15 protein-coding genes are annotated in these 16,637 nt (G+C 65.0%); 7 read left to right on the plus strand and 8 right to left on the minus strand.

Annotation, left to right across the window (positions count from 1 at the left end):
• Positions 1–12 precede the first annotated feature (12 nt).
• Positions 13–984 carry a Bug family tripartite tricarboxylate transporter substrate binding protein gene (locus tag JQ633_RS14060; RefSeq protein ID WP_211985638.1) on the minus strand — a complete coding sequence of 324 codons (972 nt, stop codon included), beginning with the start codon at positions 982–984 and terminating at the stop codon, positions 13–15.
• 141 nt (positions 985–1,125) lie between these two features.
• Between JQ633_RS14060 and JQ633_RS14065 the strand changes: the two genes are divergently transcribed.
• Both JQ633_RS14065 and JQ633_RS14070 read left to right on the plus strand, forming a co-directional pair.
• A complete protein-coding gene (locus JQ633_RS14065; protein WP_211985639.1) occupies positions 1,126–1,536 on the plus strand; it encodes a VOC family protein in 411 nt (136 codons plus the stop codon).
• Positions 1,537–1,711: 175 nt separating this feature from the next.
• Positions 1,712–3,304, plus strand: a complete 1,593-nt coding sequence (locus JQ633_RS14070; RefSeq protein WP_211985640.1) for an AMP-binding protein — start codon at positions 1,712–1,714, stop codon at positions 3,302–3,304.
• A gap of 110 nt (positions 3,305–3,414) precedes the next feature.
• Here JQ633_RS14070 and JQ633_RS14075 read toward each other — a convergent pair whose 3' ends face one another.
• From JQ633_RS14075 to JQ633_RS14090, 4 genes are all read right to left on the minus strand, one after another.
• Positions 3,415–4,704 (minus strand): cytochrome P450, encoded by a 1,290-nt coding sequence (locus JQ633_RS14075; protein ID WP_211985641.1) that lies wholly within the window; start codon positions 4,702–4,704, stop codon positions 3,415–3,417.
• 183 nt (positions 4,705–4,887) lie between these two features.
• Positions 4,888–5,982: an HD-GYP domain-containing protein gene (locus JQ633_RS14080; protein WP_211985642.1), complete on the minus strand. Its 1,095-nt coding sequence runs from the start codon at positions 5,980–5,982 to the stop codon at positions 4,888–4,890.
• 207 nt (positions 5,983–6,189) lie between these two features.
• Entirely contained in the window at positions 6,190–8,472 is a 2,283-nt protein-coding gene (locus JQ633_RS14085) for a xanthine dehydrogenase family protein molybdopterin-binding subunit (RefSeq protein WP_211985643.1), read from the minus strand.
• Positions 8,469–8,960, minus strand: a complete 492-nt coding sequence (locus JQ633_RS14090) for a (2Fe-2S)-binding protein (protein ID WP_211985644.1) — start codon at positions 8,958–8,960, stop codon at positions 8,469–8,471. Before JQ633_RS14090 ends, JQ633_RS14085 begins: the two co-directional genes overlap by 4 nt.
• A gap of 280 nt (positions 8,961–9,240) precedes the next feature.
• On the opposite strand from JQ633_RS14090, the gene JQ633_RS14095 reads away from it, so the two are divergent.
• Genes JQ633_RS14095 through JQ633_RS14105 form a run of 3 tightly spaced genes read left to right on the plus strand, consistent with a single transcriptional unit; the run spans position 9,241 to position 11,075 of the window.
• On the plus strand, positions 9,241–10,011 hold the full coding sequence (locus JQ633_RS14095; RefSeq protein ID WP_211985645.1) for an alpha/beta fold hydrolase: 771 nt from the start codon (positions 9,241–9,243) through the stop codon (positions 10,009–10,011).
• The gene (locus tag JQ633_RS14100) at positions 10,011–10,346 is read left to right on the plus strand and encodes a hypothetical protein (RefSeq protein ID WP_211986058.1); all 336 of its coding nucleotides are present in this window, start codon (positions 10,011–10,013) and stop codon (positions 10,344–10,346) included. The genes JQ633_RS14095 and JQ633_RS14100 overlap by 1 nt, the downstream gene beginning before the upstream one ends.
• A gap of 54 nt (positions 10,347–10,400) precedes the next feature.
• Positions 10,401–11,075: a dienelactone hydrolase family protein gene (locus tag JQ633_RS14105; RefSeq protein ID WP_211985646.1), complete on the plus strand. Its 675-nt coding sequence runs from the start codon at positions 10,401–10,403 to the stop codon at positions 11,073–11,075.
• A 76-nt stretch (positions 11,076–11,151) separates the two neighbouring features.
• Here the strand turns inward: JQ633_RS14105 and JQ633_RS14110 are convergent, their stop codons facing one another.
• From JQ633_RS14110 to JQ633_RS14120, 3 genes are all read right to left on the minus strand, one after another.
• Positions 11,152–11,910 (minus strand): polysaccharide biosynthesis/export family protein, encoded by a 759-nt coding sequence (locus JQ633_RS14110; RefSeq protein ID WP_433995652.1) that lies wholly within the window; start codon positions 11,908–11,910, stop codon positions 11,152–11,154.
• A gap of 206 nt (positions 11,911–12,116) precedes the next feature.
• A complete protein-coding gene (gene msrA / locus JQ633_RS14115) occupies positions 12,117–12,773 on the minus strand; it encodes a peptide-methionine (S)-S-oxide reductase MsrA (protein ID WP_211985648.1) in 657 nt (218 codons plus the stop codon).
• 117 nt (positions 12,774–12,890) lie between these two features.
• Positions 12,891–13,208 (minus strand): hypothetical protein, encoded by a 318-nt coding sequence (locus JQ633_RS14120; protein WP_211985649.1) that lies wholly within the window; start codon positions 13,206–13,208, stop codon positions 12,891–12,893.
• A 358-nt stretch (positions 13,209–13,566) separates the two neighbouring features.
• On the opposite strand from JQ633_RS14120, the gene rpsT reads away from it, so the two are divergent.
• Both rpsT and dnaA read left to right on the plus strand, forming a co-directional pair.
• On the plus strand, positions 13,567–13,833 hold the full coding sequence (gene rpsT / locus JQ633_RS14125) for a 30S ribosomal protein S20 (protein WP_211985650.1): 267 nt from the start codon (positions 13,567–13,569) through the stop codon (positions 13,831–13,833).
• A 1,232-nt stretch (positions 13,834–15,065) separates the two neighbouring features.
• The gene (gene dnaA / locus JQ633_RS14130) at positions 15,066–16,496 is read left to right on the plus strand and encodes a chromosomal replication initiator protein DnaA (protein ID WP_211985651.1); all 1,431 of its coding nucleotides are present in this window, start codon (positions 15,066–15,068) and stop codon (positions 16,494–16,496) included.
• Positions 16,497–16,637 lie beyond the last annotated feature (141 nt).

A 16,637-nucleotide genomic window follows, 5' to 3' on the forward strand; every position in this document is an offset into this window, starting at 1 on the left:
GTGGCTCGCGGATCACTCGACCTTGAGGCCGGCGAATTCGACGACCTTCTTCCACTTGTCGGTCTCGGCCTTGATGTCGTTGCCGAATGCTTCCGGCGTCTGGATCAGCGGATCGCCGCCGAGCTCGACCAGGCGCTTCTTCATGTCCGGCTCGGCGAGAACCGCGTTGATCTCGGTGTTGAGCTTGGCGATGTATTCCTTCGGCATGTTCTTCGGGCCGCCCATGCCGAACAGCGCGCTCGCCTCATAGCCCTTCACGGTCTCGGCGACCGCCTGCACGTCCGGCAGTTGCGCGGAGCGCTCGGTAGTCGTCACGCCGAGCGCGCGCAGCGCGCCGGAACGGATGTGCTGGATGATCGAGGGCATGTTGTCGAAGATCACCTGCACCTGGCCGCCGAGCATATCGGTGATCGCGGGCGCGGCGCCGCGGTACGGCACGTGCTGCATCTTGCAGCCGGTCATCGCCATGAACATCTCGCCGGACAGATGCACCGACGTGCCGTTGCCGGACGACGCCATGTTCACCTTGCCGGGATTGGCCTTCACGTATTCGATGAACTCGGCGACGTTCTTGGCCGGCACGTCCTTGTTGACCGTCATCACGTTGGGGACGCGGTTGAACGAGGCGATCGGCGCGACGTCGCGCACGAAGTTGAACTTCAGATTGGCGTAGAGCGAGGCGTTGATGTAGTTGGCCGGATTGACCAGCAGCACGGTGTAGCCGTCCGGCTCGGCGTTGATCGCCGCTTCGGTACCGATGTTGTTGCCGGCGCCCGGCTTGTTCTCGATCACGAATTGCTGGCCGAGCCTTTCCGACAGCCGCTGGCCGATCAGGCGCGCGATGATGTCGGTGGCGCCGCCCGGCGGATAGCCGACGATCCAGCGCACCGGCCGCGCCGGATAATCGGCAGCGGAGGCACGGCCGATCGCGAATGTCGAAATTCCCGACCCGATCAGGCCCAGCGCGGTGCGGCGTGAAATCATTGAAGTTTTCTCCCATGTCGCAGGGTTTGGCGCCCTGCCGTTTCTGTTCGGTTGCGTGCGGCGGGGTTTTAACAAACAATGCCTGGGGCGGCCAGTGCGACACGAACGCCGGTGACCGCGACGAAAGGATAAGGATCGACCATGGGCGTCAAGGTGAACGCGCTCGACCATCTCGTCATCAACGTCACCGACGTCGTGCGCTCGGTCGCCTGGTACAGCCGGATCCTCGGCATGGAAGTGAAGGTGTTCGATCCCGGCAACGGCAAGACGCCGCGCACCTCGCTGGTGTTCGGCAATCAGAAGATCAATGTGCGCCCGCGCGACGCCGACAAGGTCGAGTGGTTCACCGCCGATCACGAGGCGGCCGGCAGCGACGACCTCTGCTTCCTCACCGCGAGCACGCCGGCGGAAGTGGTCGCGCATCTGAAAGCCAATGGTGTCAAGATCGAGGAAGGCCCGGTCGCCAAGCAGGGCGCGCGCGGCACGTTGCGCTCGGTCTACTGCCGCGACCCCGACGGCAGCCTGATCGAGATTTCGTCGTATGAGAGCTAACCCGTCATTCCGAGGCTCGCGTTAGCGAGAACCCGGAATCTCGAGATTCCGGGTCTGGTCCTACGGACCATCCCGGAATGACGCATGCACAATTTGCCCCTCGCCCCAACCGGTGGCAAAACGATCCTCCAAGAACATCAAAGCAAGCAGCCGCTGAAGCTGCGCGGGAGGACACATGACCATTGCAAAAGCGATTGCAAAACCGGCGTCTGGCGTCGTGGGACCGTTCGCGGGGCTCGACGTGCCGTGGCTGTTGCGGATGCGCGCCGAGGTGCGCCGCGACCATCCATTCCTGATCTGGGCCCCGTTCGACACCCCGGCGCGGCGCTGGACTTACGGCGAATTCCACGAGCGGGTCGGCGCGCTGGCCGCGGGGCTCGCCAAGCGCGGCATCCGTCAGGGCGACTACGTCCTGATCCATCTCGACAATTGCATCGAGGCGATCATGGCGTGGTTCGCCTGCGTCGAGCTCGGCGCCATCGCCGTCACCACCAACACCCGCTCGGCCGCCGCCGAGATGGAATATTTTGCGGACCATTGCGGCGCCGTCGCCGCCATCACGCAGCCGGCCTATGCCGAACTGCTCGCCGCCAATTGCAAGGGCCTGCGCTGGATCGCCGTCACCTCGCACGATGCGGGACAGGCGCCGGCACAGGCGCCATCGCGCGGCGACAGTTTTGAAGCGCTGTTCGCCGATAGCGCCGACCGGCCGCGCCGCGCTACCGATCCGCTCGCAGCCTGCAGCGTGCAATACACCTCCGGCACGACGTCGCGGCCGAAGGCGGTGTTGTGGACACATGCCAATGCGCTGTGGGGCGCCAAGATCAACGCCGCGCATCAGGACCTGCACGGCTTCGACGTGCACCAGACCTATCTGCCGCTGTTCCACACCAATGCGCTGGCCTATTCGATGCTGGCCTCGCTGTGGGTCGGCGCGACCTGCGTGATCCAGCCGCGCTTCTCGGCGAGCCGGTTCTGGCCGGTCGCGCTGGAGCATGGCTGCACCTGGACCTCGACGATCCCGTTCTGCATGAAGGCGCTGCTGGAGCACGAGATCCCGAAGCAGCACAAGTTCCGGCTCTGGGGCACCGCAGTCAACGAACCGCCGCCGTTCGCGGCCTTCGGCGTCAAGATCATCGGCTGGTGGGGCATGACCGAGACCATCACCCACGGCATCATCGGCGAGGTCGATCAGCCCAACACGCCGATGTCGATCGGCCGCGCCGCGCCGGAATACGAGATCCGCATCACCAATGACGACGGCTCGCCGACCGTCACCGGCGAAACCGGCAACCTCCTGATCAAGGGCATTCCGGGCCTGTCGCTGTTCGCCGAGTACCTGCACAACGAGAGGGCGACGCGCGAGAGCTTCGACGAGCACGGCTATTTCATTACCGGCGACCGCGTCACGTTGCTCGAGCGCGGCTACATCAAGTTCGGCGACCGCTCCAAGGACATGCTGAAGGTCGGCGGCGAGAATGTCGCGGCGTCCGAGATCGAGCAGGTGATCGCCGTGGTGCCGGGCGTGCGCGAGGCTGCCGTGGTGGCGAAGAAGCATCCGATGCTGGACGAGGTGCCGGTGGTCTTCATCATTCCGCAGGCTGGCGTCGCGGCGCTGCCCGCCGATCTGCACGACAAGGTGATGGCCGCCTGCCGCGCGGGCCTCGCCGACTTCAAGCTGCCGAGGGAAATCCGCTTCGTCGACGAGATGCCGCGCTCGACGCTGGAGAAGGTCGCGAAGGCGGAGTTGCGGAAGATGCTGGAGTGACGCGGCTTATGCCGCGTCATTCCGGGGCGATGATGCGTCAGCATCGAACCCGGAATCTCGAGATTCCGGGTCTGGTCCTTCGGACCATCCCGGAATGACGGCAATGCCCCTCAATTCACCTCGAACCGGATCGGCAGTTTCTTCGGGCCGTTGACGAAATACGCCTGCGTCATCTTCACCTCGCCGTCGAGCGAGAGCGATTTCAGCCGCGGCAGCAGCTCCTCGAACAAAATCCGCATCTCGAGCTTGGCCAGGTACTGGCCGAGGCAGAGATGCGCGCCGTAGCCGAACGCGACGTGGCGGTTCGGCTTGCGGTCGCTGCGGAAGCGGTAGGGGTCCTCGAACACTTCCTCGTCGCGGTTGCCCGAGGCGTAGCACAGCATCAGCCAGTCGCCCTTGGCGATCTTGCGGCCGCCGAGCTCGGTGTCGGCGGTGGCCGAGCGCATGAAATGCTTGACCGGCGTCATCCAGCGGATCGCCTCGTCGACCAGGCCCGGGATCAGTTCCGGATTGGCCTTCACCCTGGCGAATTCCGCGGGATCTTCGGCCAGCGCCCAGACCGCGCCGGCGGTCGAGGACGAGGTGGTGTCGTGGCCCGCGGTCGCGACGATCATGTAATAGCTTGTCTGGTCGTGCTCCGGCATGTAGTCGCCGCCTATCTTCGCATTGGCGATGACGGTCGCGAGATCGTCGCGCGGGTTCTGCCGGCGGTCCTCGGTGATCTTGCGGAAATAGGCGGTGAAGTCGGCGATGATCGCCTGCAACATCGCGGAGACCTGCTCGGCGCTCAGCGCCTCGCGGACGCGCGCGGTGTCGGGATCCTGCGGTCCGAACAATTCCTGCGTCAGCTTGAGCATGCGCGGCTCGTCCACCTCGGGCACGCCGAGGATCTCCATGATGACGTGCAGGGGATAGCCGAGCGCGACGTCCTCGACGAAATCGCAGGCGCCGCCGCGATCGAGCATGCGCTCGACGGTGGCGCGCGCGATCTCGCGGACGCGGGCTTCGAACTTGCCGAGATTGGCCGGCATGAACCAGCCCTGGGTCAGCGCGCGGTATTTCGGATGGTCGGGCGCATCCATCTGCACCAGCGAGCGCACCAGATTGGGCCCGCCGGTGATCTTGCGAACGCGCTCCTCGAGCGCCTTCGTCGTCAGCGTGGTCGGGCGATCGGCATTGTGGAACAGCTCGTTCTGCCGGCTGATGGCCTGGATGTGGGCGTGCTTGGTCACCACCCAGAACGGATCGAACCGCTCCGGCCGCGCGATGCCGAGCGGATTGTTGCCGCGCAGCCAGCGATAGGCGTCGTGAATGCGGTGGTCGGCATAGGCAACGGGATCGACCAGGGTTTCCGCGATGTCGGCGGGAATGTCGAGATTTTCGGTTGCTGTCGCGTCCATGGTCGTCCTCGCCGCCGGTTGATGATCGGTCGCGCCGATGTCCGCTGAAATCTAGGCGGAGGTAAGGACAGGAACTTGCGTTGAATGGCTAGGACCGCCGCCCCACGCCTCATTGCGAGGAGGCCGCGATCAATTGCAAAGCAATTTGCGTTGAAGCGACGAAGCGATGACGGTGGAGAGCGCTCAATAATGCCCGAACGCCACCGGGCGGAACGCCTGCAGCAATTGCTGGTCGAGCTTGCCGCTCATCTCCTCCATCATGGAGAACGCCTTGGCGTGGGTGAATTGCAGCCGGTAGGCGCGCTTCTCGACCAGCGCGGCGTAGACGTCGACGATGGTGGTGATGCGGACGATGTCGCTGATCTGGCTGCCGCTGAGACCGTCGGGATAACCGGTGCCGTCGAGGAATTCATGGTGATGCAGGATCACGTCGAGCATTTCCGGCGGGAAGCCGCCCTGCGCCGACAGCGCCTCGTAACCGCGCCGCGGATGCTCGCGCATCTCGGCCATCTCCTCGACCGTGAACGCGCCGGGCTTGTCGAGCAGCGCCACCGGAACGAACGCCTTGCCGACGTCGTGCAGCAGCGCGGCGCGCGCGAGCCGACGCTGGTCGTCCTCGCGCATGCCGAGATGCTGGGAGAACGCCACCGCGAAGCCGGTCACGAACAGGCAATGCCGATAAGTTTCCTGGTGATGGCAGCCGACCGTGGTCAGCCACTCGCGCAGCGAATTGTGCTTGATCGCCTTCAGGATCTTGTTCTCGGCGGCGACGATGTCGTCGTATTTCAGCGGCTCGCCGGCGCGCATCCGCTCGAAGATCTTGACCATCACGCCGTGCGCCGCCTCGACGCCGCGGTTCAGCGCCTTGCCGCGATCGGTCTCGTCATAGCCGCTGTCGTCGGGGAACGCGGCGCGGATGCGCTGCAGGATGCCGCGCGCATCGAACGGCCGCGAGATGGTATCGGTGGCGCCGAGTGCCCAGGCCTGCATCGAGGCGTGATGCAGCGCGTCGGCGAGCACGAACAGCCGCGGCATCTCGCGATAGGCGTCGGCCTGCAGCTTGGAGCGGACGAGCTGCACGCTCTCGGGCGAGCGCAGGTTGATGTCGACCACGATGCCGGAGAGGTCGCGGGCCGGCTCTGCGGGAATTTCCGAGGTCGGGACGGTATCGACCTCACCAACGGACCGCAGAATGCTCGCGAGTTCGTTGCTCTGATCGTTGCGGTCCGACGCCAGCAGCAGGCGGCGCTTCGAAGTGTTGTTGGCTAAGGCAGTCATGAAATCCCCGTCGCGGTAACGACCGACAGCGGGACGCTACCTGACGATGCGTTCCCTCCGGCTTAATGGGGATGCTGAACGGCGGTTGAGCGCAATGGATACAATTTGATCGAACGTCAAATCCGGCAGTAAAATCAATCCGGCTCGAAACAAATCCGCCGGGGAAGGCCCCCGGCGGATCGATCTTTTTCAGGAGGTTGAAGGCCGTTATGCCTTCATCGCCGCCTTCACCGCTTCGGCCGTGATCGGCAGCGCACGGACGCGCGCTCCGACCGCGTTGAAGATGGCGTTGCCGATCGCCGGCGCCACCACCGTCACCGCCGGTTCGCCGACGCCGGTCGCCTTCTCGCCATTGGCGATGACGTTGACCGCCACCTCCGGCATCTGGCTCATCCGAAGCGGCGTGTAGCTGTCGAAGTTGGTCTGCTCGATGCCGCCGTCCTTCAACGTCGCCTTCTCGAACATCGCCAGCGACATGCCCCACAGCGCCGCGCCCTCGACCTGGGCCCGGATGCCGTCGGGATTGACCTGGGTGCCGACATCGGTCGCAACCGTCAGCTTCTTCACCGTCACCTCGCCCGATGGCGCGACCGCGACATGAGCGACGCAGGCGGTCCAGCTCGCCGTGGCGCGCTCCTGCGACGACACGCAGGCGACCCCCATGCCTTCGCCCTTGGGCAGCTGCTTGGTGCCGTAGCCGGCGAGCCCCATCGCAGCCAGCAAGGTGTTGCGGAGACGCTGCGCGCCGCCGTCATTCTTGCCCTTGCCGTCGAGCAGCGAGATGCGCAGTTGCGCCGGATCCTTGCCGGTGGCGTGCGCGATCTCGTCGATCATGCTCTCCACCGCCCAGAAGGTCCAACCCGGGGCCACCGAGCGCAGCTGACCCGACGGGGTGGCGTTGTGCGCCATCTCGTTCTTGATCGCCCGCACATAGTGGTTGGGCACGGTGTAGAAAAAGTCCGAGCCGTTCACCGTGAAGGAGTCGAGCGGGCCCTTCTTGTCGACCGACGGCGTCAGGAAATCGGGGATTCCCCAACGGGCGGTCGGCCAGGCCGACACCACGTCGTGGCTGAGCGCGACGACCTTGCCGTCGGCGTCCATGCCGGCCTTTACTTTTTGGTAGGTGAGCGGACGCGAGAAATCCATCGTCATGTCGTTCTCGCGCGTATAGATCACCTTGACCGGCTTGCCGACGGCCTTGGCCGCCTGCACCGCGGGCACCATCATGTCGGCGTCGAGACGCCGGCCGAAGCCGCCGCCCAGCCACATCTGGTGCATCACGACATACTTCGGATCGATCCCGGCGGCGCCGGCCGCAATCGCGCCGGAGCGCGTCGCGAACTGGTTGCCGGAATGGATGTGCAGGATGTCGCCCTTGAATTCCGCGGTGGCGTTCATCGGCTCCATCGGCGCGTGGATGTTGATGTTGGTGGTGTACTCCGCCTCCATCACCTTCGCCGCCGTGCCGAACGCCGCGCTCGGATCGCCGTCCTTGACGAAGAACTCGCCGGAATCGGAAAGTCCCTGCAGCCGCTTCGCCTCGGTGAACAGCGATTCGCTCGACAGCTTCGCGTTCGGACCGCCGTCATAGGCGATCTTGAGCGCCGCCGCCGCCTTCTTGGCGTTGGCATAGGTGTTGGCGACCGCGACCACCCAACCGGTCGTGGTGCCGGTCTTGTCGTCGAGGGTCACCGCCTTGATGAAGCCCGGCACCTTCTTGGCCGCGGAATCGTCGACCGACTTCACGGTCGCGCCGTAGCGCACCGGCGGAGTCACGATGGCGCCGTGGACCATGCCCGGCAGCATCACGTCGATGCCGTACTTCGCCGTGCCGTTGGTCTTCGACGGGATGTCGAGTTGCGGCACCGACACGCCGATCATGGTGTACTGGTCGGGCGACTTCAGCTTGATCGCCTTCAGCTCGTCGGCCGTGAAGGTCTTGGTCGCCTTGCCGCTCTTGACCACGTCGGCGAACGACATCGACTTCTTCGACTTCGGATGGCTGATCGTGGAGCTGCGGACCACGAGCTCGCCGGCCGGCACGCCCATCGCGGCGGCCGCCGCCTCGGTCAAGGCCATGCGGCCGGCGGCGCCGGCGCGGCTCATCGCATCGAAGTTCATCATCGTCGACCAGCTGCCGCCGGTGATCTGAGCCCCCAGCACGGGGTCGTTGAACTTCGGATCGTTGGAGGCGAGCTGGACCCGCATGTCCTTCCAGTTCGCGCCGAGCTCTTCGGCCACGATCTGCGCCATGGTCGAGGCGACGTGCTGGCCCATATCGGCCTTGCCGCAGGTCACGGTGACGAGGCCGTCGGGCGCGATCGAGTACCAGACACTCGGCTCGAAATTCGACGGCGCTGCGAGCGCCTTGTCGATGCCGGGAACGGCGGCGTAGCCGAGCACGAGGCCGGTTGCGGCGGTGCCGACCAGGAAGGAGCGGCGGCTGAGATCGGTCGTCTCGGGGGTGAGGTTCTTGACGTGCTCGTTCATGTGGGCCTCCGCTCGGTGCTGGTGGCCGACGCGGTGCGCATTTCGGACGCCGCGCGCATGATCGCCTTCTGGATCCGCGAATAGGTCATGCAACGGCAGAGATTGCCGTCCATATGCGCGACCACTTCTTCCTTCGTCGGATTGGAATTCTTCGACAGCAGCGCCGCTGCCTGCATGATCTGGCCAGACTGGCAGTAGCCGCATTGCGGCACTTGCTCGGCGACCCAGGCCTTCTGCAAGGGATGCTCGCCCTTGGCGGAGAGACCTTCGATGGTGGTGATCTTCTTGCCGGCGGCGTCGGAGACCGAGGTCTGGCAGGAGCGCACCGCCTCGCCGTTGAGATGGACCGTGCAGGCGCCGCACAGACCCGCACCGCAGCCGAACTTGGTGCCGGTCATCTGCAATTGCTCGCGGATGACCCAGAGCAGCGGTGTGTCGCCCGCCGCCTCGACGGACATATTCCGCCCGTTGATATTGAGATTAGGCATCTCTCTCCCCTTCCGGTGTCGGAAGCCGCTTACGGCGGCAACTCACTTTTGGGTCATGGCCGGCGCCCACCGGGTAAGCGACAGTTGCCATGACAATGATCCGGTTACCGCCTGGAGGCAATCCAATTTGGAATTGCTCGAAGCCAATAAATTTCCGAAGATGCCGGTTGTGCGTTGCGGCAAACGCAGCAGCTTTGAAACGCCGGTGTCGATGCCTTATCGATGGGCAAGCCGACCCGTCGAACAAGGACATCGAGAAGAAAAAACAGGGAGCCCGCGAATGGCCAGGCTGAACCGCAACGGCGTCGAGATCTATTACGAGGTCCACGGCAGCGGTCCGCCGCTGATCCTCACCCACGGCTATTCGTCGACCTCGGCGATGTGGCACGGCCAGATCGATGCGCTGTCGAAACGTCATCAGCTGGTGCTGTGGGATATGCGCGGCCACGGCCAGTCGGACTATCCCGACGATCCCGAAGCCTACAGCGAGGCCATGACCGTCGGCGACATCGCCGCCCTGCTCGACACCGTCGGCGCCGACACGGCGATCGTCGGCGGCTACATGTCGCTCGCCTTTCATCGCGCGCATCCGGAGCGGGTGCGGGCGCTGCTGATCATCGACACCGGCCCGGGCTTCAAGAAGGACGACGCCCGCGAGGTCTGGAACAAGCGCGCCTACGACACCGGCGATCGCTTCGACCGCGAAGGGCTCGACGTGCTGAAATCGCTGAGCGCGGAGCGCGCCTCGGTCACGCATCGCAATGCCAGGGGTCTCGCCCTTGCCGCGCGCGGCATGCTGGCGCAACGCGATGCGCGGGTGATCGAGTCACTGCCCGGCATCAGGGTGCCGTCGCTGGTCGTGGTCGGCTCCGACGACACGCCGTTCCTCGCGGCCTCCGACTACATGGCGGCGAAGATTCCGGGCGCGCAGAAGGTGGTGGTCCCGAATGCCGGCCACGCCGTCAATATCGACCAGCCGCAGGCCTTCATCGACGCCGTGCTGCCGTTCCTGGACGGCCTCGAGGCCGGCGCGTCGGGAAAAACCGGATGATGAGAGCGATCGCCATCGTGCTGCTGCTCGCGGCCGGCACGGCAAGCACGGCCGATGCCCGCAAGCCGTTCATCACCAAGCCGGACACGTTCACCGCGACGCTGTCGAACAACACGCCACTGGTTTTCGGCATGGGCGTCGACGAGGCGCAGCGCGCGCTCGGCACGCCCTTCACCTACGTCCGCGGCCGGCCCGGCAACGAGATCTTCCTGACCTTCCGCGACATCGGCGGCAGCGGGCTGACGCTGCACCGCGACCGTCTCTATCTGCAATTCCGCAAGGGCCGGCTCGCCGGCTGGAAGGCAGACTGGGGCGAGAACTGGATGTGGCGATAATCCCTCGCCGCATCACTACCCTTCATGCAACCCCCAAAGTGACAAGGATGGACCATGGGACAGGATATCAAGTTGAAGGCTTCCGACGGCTTTGAACTCGGCGGCTATCGCGCCGATCCGGCCGGCGCGCCGAAGGGCGCGGTCGTCGTGATCCAGGAGATCTTCGGCGTCAACCACCACATCCGCTCGGTGTGCGACCGGCTGGCCAAGGAGGGCTATGTCGCCGTTGCGCCGTCGATCTTCGACCGCATCACGCCGAACTTCCAGAGCGGCTATTCGGCCGACGAAGTCGCCGAGGCCCGCAAGTTCGTCGCCAGTCCGGACTGGGCGGCGATGCTGCGCGACACCCAGGCCGCGATCGACGCGGTGAAGTCCACAGGCCCCGTCGGCATCATCGGCTTCTGCCTCGGCGGCAGCGTCGCCTATGCCGCCGCGACCAAGCTCAGCGGATTGTCAGCCGCGATCGGCTATTACGGCGGCGCCGTCGTGCGCTTCGCCGACGACAAGCCGGCGGTGCCGACCCAGCTGCATTTCGGCGAGAAGGACGCCGGCATTCCGCTGACCGACGTCGAGACCATCAAGTCGAAGCGGCCGGAGGTCGAGGTCTTCATCTATCCCGGCGCCCAGCACGGCTTCCACTGCGACGAGCGCGCCAGCTACGACAAGGCCAGCGCCGACATCGCCTGGCCGCGCAGCATGGAATTCTTCGGGAAGCATCTGAGGAAGTAGGGGCGCGGAGTTTTCCGACAGTCGCTCCGGGTCGATGCTGCGCATCGCCCCGGAATGACGAAGGACGTTGTCCTCGTCAGAACCACCGCTCGCTGACGAACACCGTGTCGCCCGGGCTCATCGGCGTGCCGAGCGGCACCTCGAAGCGGCCGGCGCCGGACGCATCGGTGTGCGTCAGCGTCACGCTGTTGCGCCGGGCGCGCGGCCCGAAGCCGCCGGCGATCGCGATCGCGCTCTCGACGGTCATGTTGGGCACGTAGGGGTACTGGCCGGGAGCCTGAACCTCGCCGAGGATGAAGAACGGGCGATACGACTCGATCTCGACCGCGACCGACGGCTCGCGGATGAAGCCGTTGCGCAGCCGTCCGGTGATCTCGGCAGCGAGCCCGGCCGGCGTGCGGCCGCGTGCCGGCACGCCGCCGATCAGCGGCATGGTGATCGAGCCGGCGGCGTCGATCGCGTAGGAATTGGTGAGGCCTTCCTGGCCGTAGACCACGACGCGCAGCTTGTCGCCGGGGCCGAGATGATAGGAATCGTCGTAGCGGACCGGCTCGACCGGCGGCGCGGCGTAGACCACCGGGCCCGCGGCAACCGGAACGGGAGCCGGCGCCATATAGCCACGCGGCGCGCTGGCAAACGCCGAGCGCAGCGCGCTGATCGCGCCGCCACCGCCCGCATCCACGACCGGGGCCGGTGCGTAGGCCGGGCCATAGGAAACGGCGTCGACACCACCCGGAGCGACGGCGACCGGGCCGGTCGTGCTCATGCAGCCCGACAGCGCGAGCGCCGTGACAACGGCAATGATCGGCAATCGTAACGCGCGTGCAACCGGCACTTGAGCCATCCCTGAAAGCGAGACAGCCCTAGTCTTGCACCGGTTATGGTTAATAAAAGGTTTTCGGAGCCGCGATCGCCGGGAAGCCGGCGCACCGGCTTCCCGTTGATTTCAGAGAATGATCCGGAAAGCGCAGGCGGCTTTCCAAGGCAGATCATCCCAAGGCTATATAAAGCGTGATGGTCCCATCACGCTTGATGGGGCGATCAGGCCGTGACGCCGACGCCGATCGGGCAGGACACGCCGGTGCCGCCGAGCCCGCAATAGCCCGCCGGGTTCTTGGCGAGATACTGCTGGTGATAGTCCTCGGCGAAGTAGAACTCACCGGCCGGCGCGACCTCGGTGGTGATGGCGCCGAGACCCTTGGCGGCGAGCGCCTTCTGATACATCGCCTGCGACGCCTCGGCGGTTTTGCGCTGCGCATCGCTGAAGGTGTAGATCGCCGAACGATACTGCGTGCCGATGTCGTTGCCCTGGCGCATGCCCTGGGTCGGGTTGTGGCTCTCCCAGAACGTCTTCAAGAGCTGCTCGTAGGAGATCTTCTTCGGATCGAACACCACCAGCACCACTTCGGTGTGGCCGGTGCGGCCCGAGCAGACTTCCTCATAGGTCGGGTTCGGCGTGTGGCCGCCGGCATAGCCGACCGCCGTGGTGTAGATGCCGTCGCCGAGCTCCCAGAACTTGCGCTCGGCGCCCCAGAAGCAGCCGAGCCCGAACACGGCCTGCTCGAGACCTTGCGGATAAGGCGGCTGCAGCTTGCTGCCGTTGACGAAGTGGGTGGTCGCGGTCGGGATCGGCGTTGCGCGGCCAGGCAGCGCCTCGGCGGCGCTCGGCAACGCGGTGGTCTTGCGCATGAACAACATGGATTACCTCCGGGCGGGACATCGGCCACCGCGGCAAAGGCCTGCGGCGCCGGCTGTCACCTATATATGTTCTTACGCAGGCGGTGGCAGCCCCGTTACGGGCCTGCGGCGGACCGGTCAGTCGCGGGCGTAGCCGATCAGCCGCTTGCGCGGCCGGAACAGCAGCATCAGCAGGATCCCGGCGATGCCGAGCACGGCGAACACCGGCTGGTCCAGGATGATCCTGACCACGTCGTTCCAGAGCCACGGCGCGAAACCATCCACCCAGACGCGGAACGCCTGCTGGCTGGACTGGTGGATGTCGTTCCAGAACTGGCCCAGCCGGGTGAACCGCAGGGTCTGGTCGGCGACGTAGCGCGCGCCGTCATAGACCAGGAAGATGAATCCGACCGCCAGCAGCACGAGGCCGATAAGACGGAAAAAACCGCGGATCATGCGTCACCCTAATTCCTTGTCGCGCCCCGGGCGCCGTCAGGCCTTACCGGGCGCCTCCCGGAAATTCAACCACTTCAGCACCTTATCCGGCCGCCGCAGGCTGATTTCGGGGCCATTTTGGGCCCGGAAAGCGTTGACGCTACGTCCTGCGCCCTCTATAAGACCGGCCGATGGCGGCGGGCGCAATCCTGCCGCCGCTGTTCTTTGGACAGTGCCGCATGTGGGGGCAGCGTTTCGCTTCCTGGCATGGCCGCCTCAAGAACACCTTGGACAAACACACAAGAGTCGAGAATTTGAACCGGCCGGTGCGCGCGAGCCCGACCACCGAGCGATCACCGCCGAAGGACAGTTAGAGACCATGGCCAATACCACCTCCGCCAAGAAGGCGACCCGCAAGATTGCCCGCCGCACCATCGTCAACAAGTCGCGCCGCACGCAGATGCGTGGCGCGGTCCGCACCGTCGAAGAGGCGATCAAGAGCGGCGACCGCGAGGCGGCGCTGAAGGCGATGGCGAGCGCCGAGCCCGAGCTGATGAAGGCCGCGCAGCGCAACATCATTCACAAGAACAACGCGAGCCGGAAGGTGTCGCGCCTGTCGGCGCGGATCGCCAAGCTCGCGAAGTGAGCTGACGACAAGCACGACTGACCGAAAAGCACGACTGACTGAAAAGCACAGTTGTCACGAAGCCCGGCTCGCGCCGGGCTTTTTGTTTTTTGCCGTTGAAAGGTTCGCCACGCGAGAGCGATCGCATTGCTTCGCGACGAAAGGCGCGTCATCTTTAGTCGTGTCCGTAGTTCACCGGATACGTTTGGCTTCGCGCGTTAAGCCTATGCGTGAATCTTCCCGAGTTACGCAACCTTCATGGAATAGCGCGGCGCGATCTTGCTTCGAAATTCGTGTCGGGGAGTTACCCTGCAAAAGTAACCGTGAAAAACGACGCTTCGCGAATTACTTATCAACATAGTGTTGAGCAGCGATTGGAAAAACGACCGTCACAAGAGCAAATGTAAATTTTCTATGAAAATTTTTTAGTATTGCACCGTCGTTTGTGACACGCGCGAATCTGTGCGCCGATTCAAAAACTTGCTTTCGCGACTCGGAGTTTGCAGCGTCGCAACAGTCGCGAAGAGTCTCGATCTCCGTCGAATCCACGGATTGTCAGAAAATGCGCTTGGTGTATTTATTTCTTGTCCGCGACGCCCACGGCTCTCCAGATCAGCGCGGTTTGAGACCCAGGGGCGGACGCGCAAATCGGCGGCGGTGTGCGCGTTAGCGACGCTTTCCAAGCGAAGCTAGATTGACAACTCATAGCAATATGAGGACGGTTGGTCTGTGTCAAAATTTCTCCGGCGATGTCCCCCATCTTTAGGGGAGCGTCGAACAAGAGAGACCAGAGCGATCGTCGGAATCTAGCGACGGGAACGCGAAGCCAACGGACGGGTTGAGGAAGACACGCGGCGGCAAGGCGCCGGACATTCCGGTGTTCGGTAGCAGCGGATCGATTTGAAGACACAAGTGAGCTGATAACTCGCCGCGATACGTCGCGGTGAGAGGGGGAGGACTTATGCCTTACGGGATCATTATTGCAGTCCATTTCACGACAGCCGAAGCACAGATTTTCATTGGTTCCGTAATCACCCCCTTGGACGCCAGCTCCCACCTGCACAGAGCGTCGAGTACGCGCTGACCTCACGGGACGCATTCTCTCCACACGACTGATCTGACTCGTGGCGCGTTGTCGCCACACGGGTGATCTTTGTCTGGAGCAGGCTGTTTCCGTCGAAGGTCGCGCCGCGCGCGGGAACCTGCGCGGCGATTTCACAACACACATCACTCAGTCTGGAAGTACGAAGGCAATGAACAATACGGAACAGGATCGCTGGTCGCGGGTGAAGGGACGGTTGCGGACGAGTGTTGGCGAGGACGTCTACACGAGCTGGTTTGCGCGGATGGATCTGGAATGCGTGCAGGACGAGAGCGTCCGCCTCTCGGTTCCGACCCGGTTCCTGAAGAGCTGGATCCAGGCGCATTACACCGATCGCGTGCTCGCCTGCTGGCAGGCCGAGATGCCCGAGGTCCATCGCATCGACCTCACCGTGCGCTCGGCGATCCGCCCGATCGCGCCGGCGAAGGAACCCGTCGCGCCGGTCGAGGTGCGCCCGGTGGCGCGCACCGATGGACGTCCGGCAGGCGAACTGCGCTCGTTCGCGACCGCGCCCGTCTCCGCCAATCATGATGCGCTCGGCGGCTCGCCGCTCGATCCGCGCCTGACCTTCGCGAGCTTCGTCGTCGGCCGTTCCAACACGCTGGCGCATGCGGCCGCGCGCCAGGTCGCGGAAGGACGCCGCGGCGATCCCGTGATGTTCAACCCGCTCTACATCCATGCCGGCGTCGGCCTCGGCAAGACGCATCTGCTGCAGGCCGTGACCTGGGCCGGCAACTCCGGCAGCGAGCGCAAGGTGCTGTATCTCACCGCCGAGAAGTTCATGTACGGCTTCGTCGCCGCGCTGAAGACGCAGACGGCGCTGGCGTTCAAGGAGGCGCTGCGCGGCATCGACGTGCTGGTGATCGACGATCTGCAGTTCCTGCAGGGCAAGTCGACGCAGGCCGAGTTCTGCCACACGCTGAACGCGCTGATCGATGCCGGCCGTCAGGTCGTGATCGCGGCCGACCGTCCGCCGTCCGACCTCGAAAGCCTCGACGACCGCGTGCGCTCGCGGCTGGCCGGCGGCCTCGTGGTCGAGATGGGCTCGCTCGGCGAGGAGCTGCGGCTCGGCATCCTGAAGTCGCGCGTCGCCGCAGCCCGCGTCCACCATGCGAGCTTCGACGTGCCGGAAGAAGTGCTCGACTATCTGGCGCGCACCATCACCCATAATGGCCGCGACCTCGAAGGCGCGATCAACCGCCTCTTGGCGCACTCCAAGCTCAACAACCAGCCGGTGACGCTGGAGATGGCCGAGCGCGAGGTGCGCGACCTGATCCGTCCGCAGGAACCGAAGCGGATCAAGATCGAGGACATCCAGCGCGTGGTGGCGCGGCAGTACAACGTCAGCCGCTCCGACCTGCTGTCGTCGCGGCGCACCGCCAACGTGGTGCGCCCGCGCCAGGTCGCGATGTACCTGGCGAAGACGCTGACCCTGCGCTCGCTGCCGGAAATCGGTCGGCGCTTCGGCGGCCGCGACCACACCACGGTGCTGCACGCCGTGCGCAAGATCGAGGCACTGGTCGCCAAGGACACCACACTCTCGGAGGAGGTCGAGTCGCTGAAGCGCCAGCTCCAGGAATAAGGCGGCCACATAGGCCCGCCTCGTACGAGCCCGCCGCGCAAGAGCTTCTTGCATTCCATCGCCCTCCCTTCTCGCAAGGGAGGGCGATACCTTTTTCCGGCCCAAAACGTGGGGAACGGGCGGCGTTTCCGCTGTCTTTCC

The sequence above is a fragment of the Bradyrhizobium tropiciagri genome, assembly GCF_018130505.1.
Taxonomy (GTDB): Bacteria; Pseudomonadota; Alphaproteobacteria; order Rhizobiales; family Xanthobacteraceae; genus Bradyrhizobium; species Bradyrhizobium tropiciagri_B.

Excerpts from the sequence above, each read along its gene's own strand:
- JQ633_RS14105 (WP_211985646.1), top strand. The coding sequence starts at position 10,401 with ATGGGACAGGATATCAAGTTGAAGGCTTCCGACGGCTTTGAACTCGGC.
- JQ633_RS14085 (WP_211985643.1), bottom strand. The coding sequence starts at position 8,472 with ATGAACGAGCACGTCAAGAACCTCACCCCCGAGACGACCGATCTCAGC.
- dnaA (WP_211985651.1), top strand. The coding sequence starts at position 15,066 with ATGAACAATACGGAACAGGATCGCTGGTCGCGGGTGAAGGGACGGTTG.
- JQ633_RS14060 (WP_211985638.1), bottom strand. The coding sequence starts at position 984 with ATGATTTCACGCCGCACCGCGCTGGGCCTGATCGGGTCGGGAATTTCG.
- JQ633_RS14080 (WP_211985642.1), bottom strand. The coding sequence starts at position 5,982 with ATGACTGCCTTAGCCAACAACACTTCGAAGCGCCGCCTGCTGCTGGCG.
- rpsT (WP_211985650.1), top strand. The coding sequence starts at position 13,567 with ATGGCCAATACCACCTCCGCCAAGAAGGCGACCCGCAAGATTGCCCGC.
- JQ633_RS14100 (WP_211986058.1), top strand. The coding sequence starts at position 10,011 with ATGAGAGCGATCGCCATCGTGCTGCTGCTCGCGGCCGGCACGGCAAGC.
- JQ633_RS14090 (WP_211985644.1), bottom strand. The coding sequence starts at position 8,960 with ATGCCTAATCTCAATATCAACGGGCGGAATATGTCCGTCGAGGCGGCG.
- JQ633_RS14075 (WP_211985641.1), bottom strand. The coding sequence starts at position 4,704 with ATGGACGCGACAGCAACCGAAAATCTCGACATTCCCGCCGACATCGCG.
- JQ633_RS14120 (WP_211985649.1), bottom strand. The coding sequence starts at position 13,208 with ATGATCCGCGGTTTTTTCCGTCTTATCGGCCTCGTGCTGCTGGCGGTC.
- JQ633_RS14065 (WP_211985639.1), top strand. The coding sequence starts at position 1,126 with ATGGGCGTCAAGGTGAACGCGCTCGACCATCTCGTCATCAACGTCACC.
- JQ633_RS14070 (WP_211985640.1), top strand. The coding sequence starts at position 1,712 with ATGACCATTGCAAAAGCGATTGCAAAACCGGCGTCTGGCGTCGTGGGA.
- msrA (WP_211985648.1), bottom strand. The coding sequence starts at position 12,773 with ATGTTGTTCATGCGCAAGACCACCGCGTTGCCGAGCGCCGCCGAGGCG.
- JQ633_RS14095 (WP_211985645.1), top strand. The coding sequence starts at position 9,241 with ATGGCCAGGCTGAACCGCAACGGCGTCGAGATCTATTACGAGGTCCAC.